15 protein-coding genes are annotated in these 18,623 nt (G+C 49.5%); 9 read left to right on the top strand and 6 right to left on the bottom strand.

What is annotated here, in order from left to right:
* Positions 1 to 81 precede the first annotated feature (81 nt).
* The 3 genes from ACN4EG_RS07125 to ACN4EG_RS07115 all read right to left on the bottom strand — a co-directional run bounded on the left by ACN4EG_RS07125 (position 82) and on the right by ACN4EG_RS07115 (position 3,478).
* The gene (locus tag ACN4EG_RS07125) at positions 82 to 1,104 is read right to left on the bottom strand and encodes an ABC transporter ATP-binding protein (protein ID WP_431628641.1); all 1,023 of its coding nucleotides are present in this window, start codon (positions 1,102 to 1,104) and stop codon (positions 82 to 84) included.
* Between the two features lie 52 nt (positions 1,105 to 1,156).
* Positions 1,157 to 2,119 carry a heme o synthase gene (locus ACN4EG_RS07120; protein WP_431628640.1) on the bottom strand — a complete coding sequence of 321 codons (963 nt, stop codon included), beginning with the start codon at positions 2,117 to 2,119 and terminating at the stop codon, positions 1,157 to 1,159.
* 357 nt (positions 2,120 to 2,476) lie between these two features.
* Entirely contained in the window at positions 2,477 to 3,478 is a 1,002-nt protein-coding gene (locus tag ACN4EG_RS07115) for a COX15/CtaA family protein (RefSeq protein WP_431628639.1), read from the bottom strand.
* A 738-nt stretch (positions 3,479 to 4,216) separates the two neighbouring features.
* Here ACN4EG_RS07115 and ACN4EG_RS07110 point away from each other — a divergent pair.
* The 5 genes from ACN4EG_RS07110 to ACN4EG_RS07090 all read left to right on the top strand — a co-directional run bounded on the left by ACN4EG_RS07110 (position 4,217) and on the right by ACN4EG_RS07090 (position 10,796).
* Complete coding sequence (locus ACN4EG_RS07110) at positions 4,217 to 5,461, top strand: cytochrome c oxidase subunit II (RefSeq protein WP_431628638.1); 1,245 nt, start codon at positions 4,217 to 4,219, stop codon at positions 5,459 to 5,461.
* Between the two features lie 173 nt (positions 5,462 to 5,634).
* Positions 5,635 to 7,305: a cytochrome c oxidase subunit I gene (gene ctaD / locus ACN4EG_RS07105; RefSeq protein WP_431628637.1), complete on the top strand. Its 1,671-nt coding sequence runs from the start codon at positions 5,635 to 5,637 to the stop codon at positions 7,303 to 7,305.
* A 17-nt stretch (positions 7,306 to 7,322) separates the two neighbouring features.
* Entirely contained in the window at positions 7,323 to 7,937 is a 615-nt protein-coding gene (locus ACN4EG_RS07100; protein WP_431628636.1) for a cytochrome c oxidase subunit 3, read from the top strand.
* A gap of 245 nt (positions 7,938 to 8,182) precedes the next feature.
* Positions 8,183 to 10,021, top strand: coding sequence for a hypothetical protein (locus ACN4EG_RS07095; protein WP_431628635.1), 1,839 nt, complete (start codon positions 8,183 to 8,185; stop codon positions 10,019 to 10,021).
* Positions 10,022 to 10,109: 88 nt separating this feature from the next.
* Complete coding sequence (locus ACN4EG_RS07090) at positions 10,110 to 10,796, top strand: DUF1345 domain-containing protein (protein ID WP_431628634.1); 687 nt, start codon at positions 10,110 to 10,112, stop codon at positions 10,794 to 10,796.
* A gap of 139 nt (positions 10,797 to 10,935) precedes the next feature.
* Here the strand turns inward: ACN4EG_RS07090 and ACN4EG_RS07085 are convergent, their stop codons facing one another.
* Positions 10,936 to 11,154, bottom strand: a complete 219-nt coding sequence (locus ACN4EG_RS07085) for a hypothetical protein (RefSeq protein WP_431628633.1) — start codon at positions 11,152 to 11,154, stop codon at positions 10,936 to 10,938.
* Between ACN4EG_RS07085 and ACN4EG_RS07080 the strand changes: the two genes are divergently transcribed.
* Both ACN4EG_RS07080 and fumC read left to right on the top strand, forming a co-directional pair.
* Positions 11,153 to 11,737, top strand: coding sequence for a M23 family metallopeptidase (locus ACN4EG_RS07080; RefSeq protein WP_431628632.1), 585 nt, complete (start codon positions 11,153 to 11,155; stop codon positions 11,735 to 11,737). The two genes, ACN4EG_RS07085 and ACN4EG_RS07080, sit on opposite strands and share 2 nt — an antisense overlap.
* Positions 11,738 to 11,782: 45 nt before the next feature.
* The gene (fumC, locus tag ACN4EG_RS07075) at positions 11,783 to 13,180 is read left to right on the top strand and encodes a class II fumarate hydratase (RefSeq protein ID WP_431628631.1); all 1,398 of its coding nucleotides are present in this window, start codon (positions 11,783 to 11,785) and stop codon (positions 13,178 to 13,180) included.
* A gap of 49 nt (positions 13,181 to 13,229) precedes the next feature.
* On the opposite strand, the gene ACN4EG_RS07070 is transcribed toward fumC, so the two are convergent.
* The gene (locus ACN4EG_RS07070) at positions 13,230 to 14,663 is read right to left on the bottom strand and encodes a hypothetical protein (protein WP_431628630.1); all 1,434 of its coding nucleotides are present in this window, start codon (positions 14,661 to 14,663) and stop codon (positions 13,230 to 13,232) included.
* A 234-nt stretch (positions 14,664 to 14,897) separates the two neighbouring features.
* On the opposite strand from ACN4EG_RS07070, the gene ACN4EG_RS07065 reads away from it, so the two are divergent.
* A complete protein-coding gene (locus ACN4EG_RS07065) occupies positions 14,898 to 15,743 on the top strand; it encodes an ADP-ribosylglycohydrolase family protein (protein ID WP_431628629.1) in 846 nt (281 codons plus the stop codon).
* 38 nt (positions 15,744 to 15,781) lie between these two features.
* Positions 15,782 to 17,785: an excinuclease ABC subunit UvrB gene (gene uvrB, locus ACN4EG_RS07060; protein WP_431628628.1), complete on the top strand. Its 2,004-nt coding sequence runs from the start codon at positions 15,782 to 15,784 to the stop codon at positions 17,783 to 17,785.
* 183 nt (positions 17,786 to 17,968) lie between these two features.
* Here the strand turns inward: uvrB and ACN4EG_RS07055 are convergent, their stop codons facing one another.
* The gene (locus ACN4EG_RS07055; protein WP_431628627.1) at positions 17,969 to 18,535 is read right to left on the bottom strand and encodes a Uma2 family endonuclease; all 567 of its coding nucleotides are present in this window, start codon (positions 18,533 to 18,535) and stop codon (positions 17,969 to 17,971) included.
* Positions 18,536 to 18,623: the final 88 nt, after the last annotated feature.

Genomic DNA, 18,623 nt, shown 5'->3' with positions numbered 1-18,623 from the left:
CCTATTTACCACCACTGTTTCTCATCTTCTGGAACCTAACCGGAAAATTGCCTAATCTTACTGACTTTAACCTTGCCGACTTTAACGCCGCATGGCTTGTTTTCGTTCTGCTTTGGGATCCCGACGGCCGATCGCGGCTAATTCCGCATCCATCAACGTTTGTCCCGTTGCCGCAAGGTACACGTCATCTAAGCTGGGTTTAGATTGCGCCAGACTAAATAATGGCAGTCCCGCTTGGTGGAGGGTCGATTGCACTAGATTCAGGGCATCGGGGCGAGAGTCTACCACTAAGTTTAAAGAATTTCCCTGTCCTGAATTAATGACGACACTGTGTATCCAAGGTAGCGTAGTCAACAATTGTTGAGCTTGTTCTGCTTCTTCGATCGCAGTAAATTCCCGCAGTTTGAGGGTAATTCGATCGCCCCCCAGTTGATGTTTCAGATGAGTAGGCGTGTCTGCTGCAATAACAGTTCCGCGATCGAGGATGGCTACACGATCAGCGAGGGCGTCTACTTCTTCCAGGTAGTGACTGGTCAGGACGATCGTCAGCCCCTGTTGTCGCAATTGCCGTAAAAATTGCCAAACCACCGTCCGACTTTCAATATCCAAACCCACGGTTGGCTCATCAAGTACTAAAACCTCGGGCTGATGCAGTAACCCCGCCGCCAGATCCAACCGCTTTTTTAGCCCCCCTGAGTAGCCGCTAATCAGTCGATCAGCCCATTCTGTCAGCCCTAATAATGCTAGAACTTCTTCAATACGTGGGGCGATGCTATGCCGAGGTAAATGGTAAAGAGCGGCCTGTAACGCCAATAATTCCCGGCCCGTCAGCAACTTATCAAGGGCGACTTCCTGGGCCACGTAACCCAGTTTTTGCCGGACACCCCGAGGATTGCTCAACGCGGAAATACCCAGGACTTCGATCGAGCCTGCATCGGGTTGCAGCAGGGTGCAAAGACAGCGAAGGGTTGTGGTTTTGCCTGCACCGTTGGGGCCTAGGATGCCAAAAATCTCCCCAGATTGGATCTCTAGGGAGACATCTTTGATCGCAGTGACTTCGCCGTAGTGTTTTTGTAAATTTTGAATGGAAATCGCGGTTGTCATGGCTTCAGTGCTATCTAGCAGTTTCCAGAGACGCTCTCTCCATTCTAGATCCCTAAGCAGAGAAGAAGGGTTGCACAAAAGCTAGGAGGGTGTGATCCAGGTGCTGCACGATCGGCAGACTGTCCACTACCATGCCTGCGCAGAGCAGCATCATATAGAGAATGGAATACTTAAACACCGATCGCGCAGTGAAATAGTCCCCTGGGGTTTGAATCAGTTCCCAGGATTTTTTCACAAACACAAGACCGAGAGCCAAGGCGATTAGGCCATAGGTTGCTCCCATTACACCCAAGGGATAGGTTAAGACCAGGGTAGTGGGAATTAAGGCCAATGTGTAATAGAGAATTTCTCGACTGGTAAATTCATTCCCTGCGACCACGGGCAGCATGGGAACTTTGACGATTGCGTAGTCTTCCCGAATCATCATTGCCAATGCCCAAAAATGAGGCGGTGTCCATAGAAAAATGATGGCAAAGAGAATCCAAGCAGTAATGCTTAAGTCTCCTGTGACCGCAGCCCAACCGACGAGGGGAGGAATTGCGCCCGCTGCTCCGCCGATCACAATATTTTGAGTGCTATAGCGTTTCAGGAAATGAGTGTAAATCAATACATAAAAAACAATGCCTGACATCGCTAAGCAAGCACTCAGCAAATTGGCAAAGGTCGCTAAGAGTCCAAAGGATAGCGTGGTTAAGATCCCCGCGAAAATTATGGCATCCCGAGGACTGACTCGACCTGAGGGTAACGGGCGGTTACGAGTGCGCTCCATGATGGTGTCAATGTCACGATCGTAGAGGCAGTTAATGGTATTCGCCGCTCCAGAAGCAAAGGCTCCACTCAATAGGGTGATCAGTGCCAACTTGGGATCGACTTGACCATGGGCTGCAATCCACATACTGCCCGCCGTCGTAATCAGAAGGAGCAAAATGATGCGGGGTTTAGTGAGTTGAATATAACTTTGGACAACTTGTCGCCAATCGCGATTGAGAGGCAGGGTCGTGAGGGTATCTTGCATAAATCCTGGCGTAAGAGAGATGAGCAAAAAATCGTTCGTTAGGAAGGAACGGAGTGCTATGGCGAGCAATCGATTGGTAAGTCTAGGAGTTGCACTGCTTTAGTCATTACTTTCAGAAATCGCATTCTGTGTGAGATATCTTGGGGTGCGCTATCTTGGTAGGCTTTGTTGGCGATCGAAGTCATTAGCGATCGGCCCGGTGATTCCTTTGCTAGGAGAACAATCGTCCAGACAGCAACAATAGAATCAATGCTGAGATGAATGGTATTGCTCCGTAAATGCAATTCTGTAAACTTAATGTCGCAAGTCCTAGATATCACAAGTCCTAGATATCACAAGTCCTAGATGTCGCAAGTCCTAGGGGCTTTGTTTGCTAACAAGCCGAGCGGTACGGAACATTGCAACCGTAAAAATCACCAAAGTTCCTAAGAGTGATGCACCAACCATTTGATGGGCCACGGTTAAGGGTTCCACCTGTAAATGTAGTCTAAAGGTCGCAACTCCTAACAGAAGTTGCATTAATAACAAAATTCCCGCCCCATGGATCACCTGCCGCAACCCCGGTGTAAGCACCTTCGAGCGCATGGCTAAAACCACTGCGACGATCGTCGCTATTGTCGCAGGGATAACACCAATGAGATGACTATTCATAACGGTGCAGAGTTGCTGCACCCCAAAGCACTGATGGAGCGCCCAGCGGGAGGCAACGAGTCCACCGAGTACACTTTGGAGATAAATACAGAGAACTGCCACTAAACCCACCCAGCGGAGCCGCTGAAATTTGTTAGCCTTCTGAAGTTCTTCTGCAAGGATCCCCTGCTCAGGAACAAAGGTCGCGCTGGGAACCAGCAACATGCCGATCGTTAAAAGAGTACTAAAAAATAACAACCCTGTCCCTAAATGAGCAGTAACAATGTCAAATCGCAGCAATTCCGTCACGGTCAATCCCCCCAGTACCCCCTGGAAGATCACAAGCCCCAAGGCAAAAGTCATTAACCAAGGAAGCCATCTGGGGCAGTCTTGGGGCTGGGATCGCCGATACCACCAAGTTCCTGCTGTGACCGCGATCGTCCCAAAGCCAATTACCGAGGCCACTAATCGATGGAACCATTCTAAAAAGACTTGTAAATTCATTTGCTGCGAAGGCAGTAGGGTGCCATAACACAGCGGCCAGTCGGGACAGGAGAGTCCTGCATTCATGACGCGAGTAGCGCTCCCTAAGGCCATTAGCCCCAACGTTGCGATCGCTAACCCAAAAACAGATCGGGTAATCCATCCTCTCTGCCCCAAGGTTTTTTTCATTGCATTATTTTTAACCAAAAGGTTTGGCTGTATCTGGTTTGTGGCTGCATCTGTCATGGCTGCATCACCTCCAACATCAAAACTACGATCCAAGATCAATCCAAAAAATTTGGCCAAGTTATTCCCGGTTTAATCCTTAAGTTTGAGCAATTTCAAAGCTTGGCTTATTTCAGAGCTTGAGCTTTGACCTTCCCCATCAATTCATCCCTTCGTTGCACCATTGTTACAAGGTCAATCACTATAAGGTCAGCTACAAGCGCTACAAGGTCAAATGTTGCGGGATAATTGTTTCAGAATGAGTCAGTACTCTCATTGGGGTAATCAACTTCTTTGATTTTAATCTGCCGGATAAGACTAAGACTTGCATCAAACCTTTAGAGAATCTTCAAAATTCTGTATTAAAAATTGAAATATTTCGTAACCATTGTTCACCGATCCTGAAGAAAAGCCTAAGGATTGCGAAGTTTCTCTACCCGATCGGAAAAGCCTGATCTACCTTAGTTAGGTAGTTATAGTTCGGTCGCTAGTGAGGCAGTCTATATAGGTTAGTTAACTATAGGTCGCCAACTTTCTATAGATAGCCAGCTAGATAGCCAACATAGGATGTCTAACATAGATGTATAGCTTACATAGCTTACATAGATCGATCGCCTAGATCGCCTAGGTAGCCAATTAGATTTAGATCGCTATAACGATTTAGATCGCTATAACTTGGATAGCTAGAATCGAGCTAGATTCAATAGCCGCGTGTGGCTTGATTTAAAAGACGCCATCGTCGCATAGGGGGAACGTATTGTGAAAATTCCGAGCCAAATCGCGACATTACTGGCTGGGATCCTGTTAACTCTTCTCAGTCTCTGGTACGGCTATAACCATCACCTATTACCGATCGCTGCTTCTGCCGAGGCGGAGCTGATTGATGATTTATTTAACGTCATGATGACGATCGGGACAGGTATCTTCATCATGGTTCAAGGGGCGTTATTGTGGGTGATATTTCGTTATCGGCGCAAACCAGGTGATGACAGTGATGCCAAGTATATTCACGGCAACATCCCCTTAGAGATTGTCTGGACTGCGATTCCAGCCATGATTGTTCTTGCCCTATCGATTTATAGTTTCGATATTTATGAACAAATGGGGGGCCTTAATCCCATGGATCATGGCAGTCACCTTGCCAGCGCCCATAGCGAAACCTCTATGGCTCCCCTATCCAATGCTGGGTCGGGCGCGGCAATCGCAGCCCCCCTAGAGACGCTGCCTGAGGTATCCACAACCGTCACTGGAAATGGAACCAAGGCCACCCTGCCGACAGGTGAAAACCCGAAAGGTGAGGACGTTGTGACCCCTGTCATTGTCCCCCCCGATGCCGTCACCCCTAAGGACGTTGTGTCTCCCGATGGGATGGCTCCTAATGTTGTGACGCCGAAAGAGGTTGCGGTTCCTGTCACCGTCCCTGCAGATGCTGTGAAGCCCAAAAATCCCACCGCTGCTCCGGCTACAATCCCTGCTCAAGATTCGGTGGTGGTCAATGTGAATGGCTTGCAGTTCGCTTGGTTATTTAACTACGAAGGAACTGATATTAGTGCTGGTGAACTCCATGTGCCCGTGGGTCGAGATGTTCGGCTCAATATTTCAGCAATGGATGTCCTGCACGCCTTCTGGGTCCCGGAATTTCGGGTCAAACAAGATGCCATTCCAGGGCGAACTGTTTCCCTCCGATTCCTACCAACGAGGGTTGGCGAGTATCCGGTCATCTGTGCTGAATTGTGTGGTGCTTACCATGGGGTCATGAAAACTAAAGTTGTGGTTGAGTCAGAGGATGCGTTCCAAGCCTGGTTAACCAGTCAGCAAGTCGCCAGTCGCCCAGAGCAAGATCCTCAAATGCAGCAGGCGATCGCGTTCCATACTGCCCATCTCGGCACTACCCATCTCAGCGAGGCCGACTACCTCGTACCCTATGCTAAAAAGCTCGGGGTGACGGTAGAGCATATCCAATCCATCCAAGCGATGCAGCAAATGCCCGATCCCCATTCATAATCCCTGGCGCAAGTTGCCGGTTTAGACCTGCTGACTGGACGAAAGAGGTACTGGCTTCAAGACTGATACTGGTTCCAATACTGACAAGCTTAGATACATACTGGCTCAGTCATACCCCCTGATCTCCCATGTCCATGATCTCCGCTGCTCCTTTCTACGATGTTCTGTAATCTATGACGATTCTCACCCCGCTCCCAGACAACACTCAACCCGCCAATTTACCGCCTCCCTCCAACTGGCGTAAGTATTTTAGTTTTAGCCATGACCACAAGGTCATCGGGATTCAATACCTCGTTACCTCCTTCTTTTTCTATTTGATCGGTGGAGCCCTTGCTGCGGCTGTTCGCACAGAACTGGCAACTCCCGCATCGGATTTTGTCAGCCCTGAACTATATAACAGTCTATTTACCCTCCATGGCACCGTTATGATCTTTCTATGGATCGTGCCTGCCACAGCGGGTTTTGTGAATTATCTTGTGCCCCTGATGATTGGTGCACGAGATATGGCGTTTCCTCGCTTGAATGCCCTCGCTTTTTGGATTATTCCTCCGGCAGGCATTTTACTCATGGCGAGCTTTTTCGTCACAGGAGGTCCTGCTGGGGCCGGTTGGACGTCCTATCCCCCCCTGAGCACGATGAGTCCCAAGGCAGGGGAATTAATTTGGATCCTCAGTGTTTTACTGCTGGGATCGTCATCTATCTTGGGAGCGGTTAACTTTGTCGTTACCATTTGGAAAATGCGTAGTCCCCAAATGGGTTGGAATGATATGCCCTTGTTCTGTTGGGCCAGTTTAGCCACCGGGATTCTGATCCTCTTGTCTACGCCCGTGTTAGCTGGGGCGCTGATCTTACTCTCCTTCGACTTGATTGTGGGGACTGCCTTTTTTAATCCCACGGGCGGCGGTGATCCGATCGTCTACCAACATATGTTCTGGTTCTATTCCCATCCGGCGGTCTACATCATGATTCTGCCGGTCTTTGGGATGATTTCGGAAATTATCCCCGTCCACGCGCGCAAACCCATCTTTGGCTACCGAGCGATCGCCTATTCCAGTTTGGCCATTTGCTTTCTGGGGCTGATTGTCTGGGCTCACCACATGTTTACCAGTGGAACCCCGCCTTGGCTGCGCATGTTTTTTATGTTCGCGACAATGGTAATCGCAGTACCAACGGGAATCAAGGTCTTTAGCTGGGTGGCAACCCTGTGGGGTGGCAAGCTAAACCTCAATAGTGCCCTTTTCTTTGCAATGGGATTTGTCTCCATGTTCGTAATTGGGGGGATTAGCGGCGTCATGCTTGCGGCGGTTCCCTTTGATATTCATGTCCACGACACTTACTTTGTCGTAGCCCATTTCCATTACGTTTTGTTTGGCGGTAGTGTCTTTGGGTTATATGCTGGGGTTTACCACTGGTTCCCTAAAATGACAGGCCGAATGATGAATGAAACGTTAGGTAAAATCCACTTTGCTCTAACCTTTATTGGATTCAACTTAACGTTCTTGCCGATGCATAAACTTGGTTTAGATGGCATGAATCGCCGCATTGCAGAATATGACCCGAAATATGCTGCGATCAATCTGATTTGCACGATCGGAACCTATATCCTCGCGGTTTCGACATTCCCCTTCTTAATCAATGCGATTTGGAGTTGGATTAAAGGTGAAAAGGCAGTCGCAAATCCCTGGAGTGGTCTGACCTTAGAATGGTCTACCAGTTCTCCGCCTCCGGAGGAAAATTTTGAGACTGACCCCGTTATTCTCTGCCATCCCTATGCCTACGGTAAACGGCCTCAAGTCCCGTCCTCTGGGACTCTTGATCCCGCTGCTGCTCCTCTGTCCACGTAATTCCAAATCCTTGAACCATGACAGGCTCAACTCTTGATTCTAGCCAAGCTGAACTAATCGTGTCTTCAGCGGAAACGGCCCACCATGCTCACCCGGATTATCGGATTACCGGGGTACTGGTTTTCCTGGTGGCGGAAGCGATGATCTTCCTTGGCTTATTTACCGCCTACCTCACTTTTCGAGCGGTGGCTCCCGTCTGGCCCCCGGAAGGCACCCCGGAGCGGGAACTGCTGTTACCGGGCATTAACACTGCCATTCTGATTGCCAGTAGCTTTGTGATTCACAATGCAGACACAGCAATTAAAAAAAATGATGTTAAGGGAATGCGTCTTTGGTTTGGCATTACTGCTGCCATGGGGGCTGTCTTTCTAGCAGGCCAGTTGTTTGAATATTTCAATCTGGAATTTGGCCTTACGACTAATCTCTATGCCAGTACGTTCTATGTACTGACTGGATTCCATGGCCTACACGTTACCTTTGGCCTACTGCTGATTCTGGCAGTTCTTTGGCGATCGCTGAAACCCGATCATTACAACAGCAAACAGCACTTTGGTATTGAAGCGGCAGAAATTTATTGGCACTTTGTCGATGTGGTTTGGATTATTTTGTTTTTATTGCTTTACATTCTGTAAGGCAGATTGAAAACCCTCCAAATTCAACGGAGGGAACTGCTGGAAAAAGCGGGGGAGTCCTTCTCTCCCGTTTTTTAATACCTATTTTTAAGACCTAGTAGATTCCCACTGGATGACAGTTTCACGACTATGGGACAGATCAATGCACTCCTGAAGTTGAGTCCTGTTACACAAATGCTTGAAGACAGAGTTCCTGTGGTACATTGACGTTGCATCTTTATGATCCATGGATTGAGCGGTTGTCTATGAATCTGCCTTTTATTCTTGATGTCATTATCGGCCTGTTTTTTGTATACCTGATCCTGAGTTTATTGGCATCGGAAATTCAGGAACTGATCACTACTTTGTTGCAATGGCGGGCAAAGCATTTGCGAGACTCGATCGAGAATTTGCTTGCAGGTGGAACCGAGTCAGCCGAAAACCAAAAAGTGAAGGCACTGGTGCAGTCTATCTATGACGATCCGCTGATTCGAGATCTCAATCAAGGGGCACGGGGACTGTGGGCCCAGGGATTTCGTAAAATCACCCAATGGATTTTTCCCAGTAATCGCACAGGCGCTTTTGGATTTAATCAAACTTCAGGGCCTTCCTACATCGCTTCAGATACCTTTGCCACAGCACTTTTAGAACGCTTGGGGATTTCCACCTTTGTGGATAAATTAATCGATGTCCGGTTGGATGAATTTATCAAACGGATTATTGGCGAAATTTCTATCAGCGACAGCACCATTACCCCTGCCGATCCATCTACTCTTGTGGGTATTTGGGACATCGCTTATGCCAGTGGAATTGACTTGACGACCTCTCGCAGTTTCCGCAGCTTAGTCGAAGATTTCTACAACGTCCAGCAGGATTATCGCAAAGGTTGTACGACTGTTCTGTTTTCTATCGATCGCCTAGCGGAAGCCCTCGATCGCTTTATTGCCAGCTACCCCGATCCACGCTCTGAAGATGTCTGTTATTTCTGCGATCGGGTCACCGCCTTCAAGCTCAACCTTTTTGGAACTAATAACGAACGCGCTATTCTGTCCGGGGGGCTCCAACCTACACTCGCCGATGTCGTGTCCTTGGCTGACAAAGGGTCTACCGTATATAAACAAGTTGCTCAACGATATACAGCTGCCACCACCCGAGCCTTAGCCATTAATGAACGGATCATGTACCAGACGGAAGCCCTCTTGCAGCAGCGGAGTGGCTTGGATATTGAGAGTATGGCGGAGCATCAGCCCTCCCAGGAAGAACGGGATATTTGCCGTGAGCAGGCCATTCGGGAATTGGATGAGGAAGAATACCAAATCTACCAGGACTATCAAGTCTATCAACGGGTGGAACAGGCATTAGATCAATTACCCAGTTCTATCCAACAGAGCTTAGCTGTCTTGGCCCGTCGTGCCCAGAACCGAGTGCAATCCACTCAAAATTCTGTGGAACATTTCCGCGAGGAAATTGCTTCGTGGTTTGATGATTCTATGAGCCGTGCCTCTGGGGTCTATAAACGCAATGCTAAAGGTGTTGCGATTATCGTCGGTATTGCAATCGCAATGTTTACTAATTCTGACACCTTTCATGTTTTTAATCGGATTGCCAGTGATGAAAGTTTGCGGAAAGTAATTACCGATCGGGCTAGCCAAATTGCCCCCTCCCCAGATAGTCGTCCCGATGCAGTGCGTCAGGATTTAGAGCGTTTAAAAGAAGATACGGAAGGAGTGCTGGCTGATATTGCTTTACCGATCAGCTGGAATCCGAGTAATTTAAGTCGTCAATTGGGTTGCCCCTACGCCCCCAGTACAACGGATTTGCAGCCGGGAGACGACAAAATTTATAGTTTGCTAACCCGAGATCAATGGAATGACTTGTATAAGGCTTGCTTAGGTATTACTTCGGTTCCAGAAAATACTTCTGTGCCACTTCAAGTGGCGCAAATGATTGGAGCTAAACCCCTCGGATTTTTCCGAATGGTATCTGGCTGGTTGATCAGTGGGATTGCCATTTCCATGGGAGCCCCCTTCTGGTTTGATCTACTGGGCAAGGTGGTCAACGTCCGGAATACGGGTGGCAAACCCAAAGACTCGAACAAAAGCTAGGGATAGGAACGGACGATCGCGGTGATTGATCGCAGTGATCTTCTGCACAACCAAGCTCAGGTTACAAGTTCCACTGCGTAACTTGCGGATGGCCAAGAAAGTTAGCATTTATCGGCAAATCTTGTCTCAGAAAGCAACCCAGCATTCGTTGTTCGCCATCCTTTGCAGCGCGATCGTCAATTTCTTGTTGCCCGCTTGGATGGCATTCCCCACGCGCATCCTGTTACTTTGGGATGTGGCCATGGTCAGTTTTCTGGGGATTACCTGGTGGATGATTGTGCGGGCGACCCCGGACACTATGCGGCAGCGGGCTCAACAGCAAGATGCTGGGCGGGTTGTCATTTTAGGGACAATTACCGCGATCGCTTGCATCAGCATCTTAGCCATTACCTTTTTACTTCGAGACAAAGGGCAGCAAGGTGAATTGTTAGTTCTGCATTTAGGACTTTCAATTCTCACGATCGTGGGCTCGTGGATGCTCGTCCATACGGTGTTCGCGCTGCACTATGCCTTTGCATACTACCAAAACGATGGGAAGCGACCTTCGCAAAAAGCCGCAGGGATCGATTTTCCCGGTGATGCGGAGCCTGATTATTGGGACTTTCTTTACTTTTCGTTTGTGATTGGCATGACCAGCCAAGTCTCAGATACGGCGATTACCTCGCGCGCCATTCGCCGCTTAGCTTTGGGCCATGGCATCCTATCTTTTTTCTTTAACACCACGGTGATTGCGATGAGCATCAATATTGTTGCAGGGCTGATCCAAGGCAGTTGATCGAGGGGTATCCCCTGTTTTCAAAGCGGTTAGGATGCCCCATGGAGATTTTTTGCCGAGGAGCGCTAATTTCGGTGATCGTATCCTGTTGGGAAGCGATAGCCCTAGAATAGGGTGATTTAGCTTCTCTCCTTCGGTCTTAACTGCGAATCATGTTCTTTCTGCCCGTTGTCCCCATTGCCCAAATTCCGATTCCCCCGCCTAAGCCCACCTCGCCGGTAATTGTGCGATCGATGCCGACAATCGCAGCCCCCAGATGGATCGATCGTCCCACCCCATCCCCCCCTACCAATATTCCCATTCCAGCCCCCAATTCTGGGACTTTAGGGCTGGGGGCACGCAGGGATGCTTGGCCCATGGGGCGTATCCCTCAATCGGGGGATGGATTCGTCAATGATGGCAATCAACCCAGAATTGCTCGATCGAACATTCTAGGGAATTTGCGGCTGGGCTTTCCCCTCGGCACGCCAGCGCCCATCACTTCACGCTTTGGTTGGCGCGTCCATCCCATTTTGGGGGAGCAGCGATTCCATGCTGGGATTGACTTTGGGGCTGCATCAGGAACACCTGTGCTCGCGGCGGCGGCGGGATATATTCAGACTGCTGAGGAAATGGGTGGCTATGGCCTCGCGATCGTCATCGAACATTTAGATGGATCATTCCAGACCCTCTATGGCCATCTGTCCGAGAGTTTCGTCCAGCCCGGAATGGGGGTACAGGCTGGACAGCTCATTGGCAAAGTGGGGAGTACGGGACTTTCCACAGGGCCGCATTTACATTTTGAAGTGCGCCAACGCCAGGGCGACGATTGGATCGCGATCGATCCCCTGCCCAAACTTCCCAGCAGTGGGGAAACACAAAGCACCGCTCAAGCCCTATTTAAGCAGCGTCAATTTGTGGAAGAGCGGGCTTGGGTGCAACGAATGACTGTGGAACGGTAAAATCTTTCGAGGAAACTTGACAACGCAAACCCAACTTGGAGCATCATGGCAGACGTGGCAGTTCGGATCGAAAAAGACAGCATGGGGCCGCTGGAAGTGCCCAACGATCGCTACTGGGGGGCACAAACCCAGCGATCGCTCCACTTTTTTGCCATCGGCCACGACACCATGCCAGCGGAACTGATTCGCGCCTTTGGTATTTTGAAAAAAGCAGCGGCGATCGTCAATCGCGATCTGGGTAAATTGCCTGAGGATAAGGCGGTTTGGATGATTCAGGCGGCAGATGAGGTGATTGCAGGTGCATTAAACGATCATTTCCCCCTCAGTGTGTGGCAGACGGGTAGCGGCACGCAGACCAATATGAATGCCAATGAGGTCATTTCCAACCGGGCGATCGAATTAGCGGGCGGGGAACTGGGCAGCAAAACGCCCATTCATCCTAATGATCACGTCAACATGTCGCAGTCGTCCAACGATACGTTTCCCACGGCAATGCACATTGCGGCAGCTCAGGCAATTCATGAACAGTTGCTACCTACTGTACAGAAGCTACGGGAAGCCTTGAATGCAAAAGCAAGTGAGTTTGACAAGCTGATTAAAATTGGTCGTACCCATCTGATGGATGCGGTGCCGCTAACCTTGGGACAGGAATTTTCCGGTTATGTGGCGCAATTAGATCTAGCCCTGCGGCACATTGAAATGACCTTGCCGGGATTGTATGAGCTAGCGATCGGCGGAACAGCCGTAGGGACGGGATTAAACACCCATCCGGAATTTGCCGATCGTTCCGCAGCGGCGATCGCCCAACTTACCGATTTACCCTTTATCAGTGCACCCAATAAGTTTGCAGCCTTGGCCGCCCATGATGCGATCGTTATGACCAGCGGAGCACTAAAAGCGTTGGCCTGTGCTTTGATGAAAATCGCCAATGACCTGCGCTGGATGGGTTCTGGGCCGCGCTGTGGCTTGGGCGAAATTACGTTGCCCGCCAATGAACCGGGGTCTTCCATCATGCCGGGGAAGGTCAATCCCACCCAATGCGAAGCGATGACGATGCTGTGTGTGCAGGTGATGGGCAATGACGCCACGATCGGATTTGCAGGCAGTCAAGGGAACTTTGAACTGAATGTGTTCAAGCCTGTGATGATCTATAACCTGCTGCATTCCATTCGCTTACTGTCCGATGGTTGTCGATCGTTTACCGATCACATGGTCGTTGGCATTCAAGCCAATCCCGATCAGATTCAGCATTTTCTTAGCAATTCGCTGATGTTAGTGACGGCGCTGAATCCCCACATTGGTTACGACAACGCCGCTAAAGTAGCCTACAAAGCCTACCAAGACAAAACAACGCTAAAGGCGGCCTGTGTGGAATTAGGGCTGCTCTCGGAAGCGGAATTTGACCAGTGGGTACGACCGGAAAAGATGATCTATCCAGGCTAGGGAACTATGGGGAGAGAGAAGTCGGATTGATTTTTCTCCCCCATTTCTCTCAAAAACGGGTAGGTAACGCCTTGATATCTTCAGTAATTGAATCGATTTGATTGACATAGTTGACCTTAATTTCTTCCATTAAGTCACTGATCAACGATTCCATTTCTTCGATCGACTTCCCTTTCTGCAATTCTTCCACCAGCACCTTGCCAAAATTCTTCACTAACTGGCTTAATAGCTCAGCGGCTTGGGTGTCTTCTAAGGCTTTGACGATCGCGTCGTAGGCTCCAGCCGTCACGGTGGCCACCAGTTGTTCATTAATCTGACTGGGAATGCCACCCATAATTGGAACGGCTTTAAAGCCTTTATAGAGGGGAGCTTGCTCTAATACGCCTTCTAAGCTGTGGCGAATCAACGCTTCTAAATCTGGTTTAATTTGCGGCAGGACTTGATACACTGTGAGCTTTAAAACATGGCTCGTCAGTTCCTTAATTTCATCCCGATCGTTGAGATCGACATAGGGACGATTCACCGATCGCAGCAGCCATTGGGACAGCGTCCCTTGCTGAATGTTGGCTTGCAGTTGATTAATCACCTGAATGATGACCGCTTCCGTCAGTTCCTCGGCAATATTACTCACAAAGCCTTGGGTAGCTTGATCGCGGATACGATCGAGGTGAATGAGTTCCGCTTGGTTTAAGCGAATTGCCACCGGAATGACCCGGAGCCACTGCCAAATAGGAATCAGCAGCAACAAATCATACCAACGCCATAGCATTGCATCCAGCCATTTCAAATTCCGGAATCGCCGGGTGAGATAAAATGTACGACCTAAGTATTCCAAGGCAAACAATGCTACAAAAGGTGCATCAAGAATCCAAAAAAGATTGGTAAATTCACCATTCTCACCAATTGAACGGTAATAGTTAGTGGCAATCAGTGGGCGAATTTGTTGGTTGAAAAATTGCATTTCCTCCCGCACATTCTTTTGTAGATATTCCTTACTCCAAAACACCTTGAAGGCTTCGCGGGAAGGCACATCACTATTTTTGCCGAAAACATGCTCGCGCACCCGATTCTTAATTTTCTCTAAGGTGCCGCTTTTGTTGGCAATTTTGAAAGGGTCAGTGGCGACCATATCGCTACTCTGTTCTCGCAGATCTTGGAGCCGAGCTTGTACCTGCGGGGACTCAATACCGCCCTGCTGCAATTCCTGTTCTAATTTATTGACCGTCTCTAAATATTTCTGAGTATCGCGATAGGGTTCAATGCCTTTGAGGGGGTCGTACCATTGAGTAATGGGGGGGAGGGGCACCGTAAAACTAACCGGGCCGATCGCGATCGTGCCTCGCAGCCAAAAGTCCCGCCACAGGACATAGGTAAGGTCAAACCCAACCAATCCTAAATTTGCAGCGGCAATAACTGCCATAATTCGCTCATACCACAAATTTCTGCGCCGTGTAGATGACCGCTGATTGAGAGGAGACACCATACCCATTGCCTACGAAAACACTCACGCAAATTTTACGCGCTTTCGATCGATTTGTTGCTACTTTTTAGCGGTTAAAATTTTTTGCAGTAGCCACCCTAGGCCGTCAGATCATTCCATCCTTCTCGTAGAGAGTATCCGTTCAATGGAGGATGTAATGTAGGGTAGATTGGCAATGCTATATGATCAAAAGTAATCTCACCACAGTGAGATCGAAATTATGAAAAGGAATTGATTATGCTGTTAGAAATGGCGGTGGGAGATGCCTATGGAGCGGGATTTGAATACGTCTCCCCGTCAGTTCTAGAACGGAACGATTTGTCCGGTTACCTACAACATCCAAAACATCAAATGGTGGCTGGCCAATACACAGACGATACACAGATGAGTTTGGCGATCGCGGAAGCTATTGTTGCGGAGGACGATTGGAATCCAGAGCAGTTGGCCGATCGCTTTGTTCAGGTATTCCATCGCGATCCACGACAAGGGTATGCCTCCCGATTTTATCAGTTTTTGCAGGCAACTTCCACGGGAGAACAGTTTCTTGCCAATATCCAGCCTTGGAGTGACAAAAGTGGTGCCGCCATGCGAGCCAGTCCGATTGGTGTGTTTTCCGATTGTGCTGAAGTCCTCGAAAAAGCAGCCCTTCAAGCCAAACTGACCCACGACACCCCCGCAGGCATTGCCGCCGCCCAAGCTGCCGCTTTGATGAGCCATTATTTCTTGTACCAAGTGGGATCCAAAGCTGAGTTAGGGGATTTCATAGAACATCAGGTGCCGGGGTATGCCTGGGCAGAGCCTTGGCGGGACAAAGTTGGGGAAAAGGGTTGGATGGCGGTGCGGGCGGCTGTGACGGCTATTTTGCACCATGACCGTCTCAGCGAAATTTTGCGGGCCTGTGTTGCCTTTGGTGGTGATGTGGACACTGTGGCGACGATCGCCCTAGCTGCGGCCAGCGGTAGCCCAGAAGTCACCCAGGACTTGCCCCAGCACTTGGTAGAGGGGCTAGAGAACGATCGCTATGGTCGGGACTATCTCTGTGCGCTAGATGCCCAACTGCTACAAAAAGTCTCGCTATCATAGAACTATTGACCCTCGTTACCCCCGTTGATAGCTGACCCATGCCACAGTTCAACATCCAAGCCCCCTTTGAACCCAAGGGTGACCAACCGAAGGCGATCGCGGCGCTTAAGCAGTCCATCAGCCAAGGCAATCGCTATCAAACCCTACTCGGAGCCACAGGTACGGGAAAAACCCACACGATCGCCCGTGTGATTGAGCAACTGGGCAAACCCACCCTCGTTCTCGCCCACAACAAAACCCTAGCGGCCCAACTCTGCAACGAGTTACGGGAATTTTTTCCCTACAATGCCGTAGAGTATTTCATCAGCTATTACGACTACTACCAACCGGAAGCCTACATTCCTGTCAGCGATACTTACATTGAAAAAACCGCTTCCATTAACGAAGAAATTGACATGCTGCGCCATTCCGCGACGCGATCGCTATTTGAGCGGCGGGATGTCATTGTAGTGGCCTCCATTAGCTGTATTTACGGTTTGGGAATTCCTGCCGAGTATTTAAACGCTGCCATTCCCTTTCGGGTTGGCGAAGAAGTGAATCAACGCCAAATTCTGCGGGATCTCGCCTCGGTACAATACACCCGCAATGATTTAGATCTTGGTCGAGGGCGCTTCCGGGTGAAGGGAGATGTTTTGGAAATTGGGCCAGCCTACGAGGATCGAATTATTCGTATCGAATTTTTTGGAGATGAAATTGATGCGATTCGCTACATTGATCCAGTGACAGGTAGCACGTTGCAAACCCTAGAAGCTGTCAATATCTATCCAGCCCGCCACTTTGTCACGCCAGAGGATCGTTTGGAAGACGCCTGCAACGCGATCGAGCAGGAACTGAAGGAGCGCCTAGAGGAACTGGAAAAAGAAGGTAAATTACTCGAAGCCCAACGCTTAGAGCAACGGACTCGTTATGATTTAGAAATCTTGCGAGAAGTCGGTTTTTGCAATGGTGTAGAAAATTATTCCCGGCACCTTGCGGGACGTGAAGCTGGAGCACCTCCAGAATGCTTAGTGGACTATTTTCCCGATGATTGGTTACTGGTCATTGACGAATCCCACGTAACCATCCCACAAATTCGCGCGATGTATAACGGGGATCAAGCCCGCAAGAAGGTGTTGATCGACCACGGTTTCCGACTGCCCAGTGCCGCAGACAATCGCCCCCTTAAAGCCGATGAATTTTGGCATAAGGTCAAGCAAGGGATTTTCGTCTCCGCTACTCCTGGCAACTGGGAACTTGAGATTTCCGACGGCCATATTATTGAGCAGGTGATTCGGCCTACAGGGGTGCTTGATCCGCAGGTGGTCGTACGCCCCACGGAAGGGCAGGTAGATGATTTGCTAGCGGAAATTCAGGAGCGGATTACCCTGAAAGAAAGAGTGCTTGTAACCACGTTAACCAAGCGCATGGCGGAGGATTTAACCGAATATTTCCAAGAGCGGGGTGTGCGCGTTCGCTATTTGCATTCGGAAATTAATTCGATCGAACGGATTGAAATCATTCAGGATTTACGGGAGGGTGTCTTTGATGTCTTGATTGGCGTGAACCTGCTGCGGGAAGGGTTAGATCTGCCAGAGGTTTCCCTCGTGGCGATTCTAGATGCGGATAAGGAAGGGTTCCTGCGGGCGGAACGATCGCTGATTCAAACGATCGGTCGGGCAGCGCGTCACGTCAAAGGTCAAGCGATTTTGTACGCTGATAATATGACCGATAGTATGGTCAAGGCGATTAGTGAAACCGATCGTCGTCGTGCTATTCAAATGGCCTATAACGAAAAGCATGGCATTGTCCCCACGCCGATCGTTAAGAAATCCGGCAACGCCATTCTCGCCTTTCTGGAGGTCTCCCGCCGCTTGAATTCCCAGGAATTGGAGCAGGCTTATGTCCAAGCAGATGATATTCCCTTGGAAAATATTCCAGAACTGATCAAACAATGCGAAGCCGCAATGAAGGAAGCTGCGAAAAAGTTAGAGTTTGAGGAAGCCGCGAAATATCGCGACAAGATTAAACATCTCCGCGACAAGTTGACCGGGAGCCGAACCTAGAAAGCTCGCAACCCGAAAAGATCGCAGTGGCGGCGACGCCTGTATTACTGGAACCCAAATTGCCGCAGAAATTGCCGCCGCCATCCGTGCCAATAATGAAGCAGTCTAGTGCATAGCACGACTGTACGTTGCCTCCACCTCGATCGATCACTTCTTCGCGAAGGTGTAGATGGTACATCGAGTTTATTGGGCTTGAACTTTCAGCCAACCGAACATCTGATCCACCGTTAGGCCCAACTCGATACCGGGTAAACCCAAAAGGGGGGCATCCCCGCTCAATTCGTCGGGTAAAGAACCTGGGCGATAAACCAACACCACACGTTCATCTGGGTCAACTAGCCAGCCCATCTGCCCCCCATGACGCAGGCTGTGCAAAATCTTACGAGTCACCTTCATTTGGCTCTGGTCAGGTGACAGAATCTCAATCATCCAATCGGGCGCAATATCAATTCCAGTGCTAGCAATGTCGCCATGCTCATCCATAGGAATATGAGCTTTTGCCAAGACCACCAGATCGGGCACGATCGACCGGCCTCCCACCGTACACCGCAATTCAGGCAAAGCTTCATAGGCTGAATCCAGAGCATTAATCGCACTGGCAAGACGTAATTGCAGACGGCTATGCTTTCCTCCCGGCATCGGTTTTTGGCTGGCTTCTCCCTGACTGAATTCCCAAGCAGGTGACTCTTCAATATAGGACAGTTGCAAAAACTGCTCTAGGGTGAGGGATTGAGGTAAGGCGATAGTCATGATAAGAAATCACACTTCCCTTGAACTTTTTGCATTGTAACGCTTTCACAGAATGGGCGATCGCTCATCACGACCCATCCTAGGATGC

The organism is Alkalinema pantanalense CENA528 (genome assembly GCF_050753345.1).
In the GTDB taxonomy this organism is placed as follows: domain Bacteria; phylum Cyanobacteriota; class Cyanobacteriia; order Leptolyngbyales; family Leptolyngbyaceae; genus Alkalinema; species Alkalinema pantanalense.
Note: the sequence above shows the minus strand (reverse complement) of the source record. Positions and strands in the feature narration are given on the sequence as shown.

Coding starts and splice junctions, on each gene's coding strand:
- ACN4EG_RS07080 (WP_431628632.1), top strand. CDS start 11,153: ATGGGGCGTATCCCTCAATCGGGGGATGGATTCGTCAATGATGGCAAT.
- ctaD (WP_431628637.1), top strand. CDS start 5,635: ATGACGATTCTCACCCCGCTCCCAGACAACACTCAACCCGCCAATTTA.
- ACN4EG_RS07090 (WP_431628634.1), top strand. CDS start 10,110: ATGGCCAAGAAAGTTAGCATTTATCGGCAAATCTTGTCTCAGAAAGCA.
- ACN4EG_RS07100 (WP_431628636.1), top strand. CDS start 7,323: ATGACAGGCTCAACTCTTGATTCTAGCCAAGCTGAACTAATCGTGTCT.
- ACN4EG_RS07070 (WP_431628630.1), bottom strand. CDS start 14,663: ATGGTGTCTCCTCTCAATCAGCGGTCATCTACACGGCGCAGAAATTTG.
- ACN4EG_RS07125 (WP_431628641.1), bottom strand. CDS start 1,104: ATGACAACCGCGATTTCCATTCAAAATTTACAAAAACACTACGGCGAA.
- ACN4EG_RS07065 (WP_431628629.1), top strand. CDS start 14,898: ATGCTGTTAGAAATGGCGGTGGGAGATGCCTATGGAGCGGGATTTGAA.
- fumC (WP_431628631.1), top strand. CDS start 11,783: ATGGCAGACGTGGCAGTTCGGATCGAAAAAGACAGCATGGGGCCGCTG.
- ACN4EG_RS07055 (WP_431628627.1), bottom strand. CDS start 18,535: ATGACTATCGCCTTACCTCAATCCCTCACCCTAGAGCAGTTTTTGCAA.
- uvrB (WP_431628628.1), top strand. CDS start 15,782: ATGCCACAGTTCAACATCCAAGCCCCCTTTGAACCCAAGGGTGACCAA.
- ACN4EG_RS07115 (WP_431628639.1), bottom strand. CDS start 3,478: ATGACAGATGCAGCCACAAACCAGATACAGCCAAACCTTTTGGTTAAA.
- ACN4EG_RS07120 (WP_431628640.1), bottom strand. CDS start 2,119: ATGCAAGATACCCTCACGACCCTGCCTCTCAATCGCGATTGGCGACAA.
- ACN4EG_RS07085 (WP_431628633.1), bottom strand. CDS start 11,154: ATGGGCCAAGCATCCCTGCGTGCCCCCAGCCCTAAAGTCCCAGAATTG.
- ACN4EG_RS07095 (WP_431628635.1), top strand. CDS start 8,183: ATGAATCTGCCTTTTATTCTTGATGTCATTATCGGCCTGTTTTTTGTA.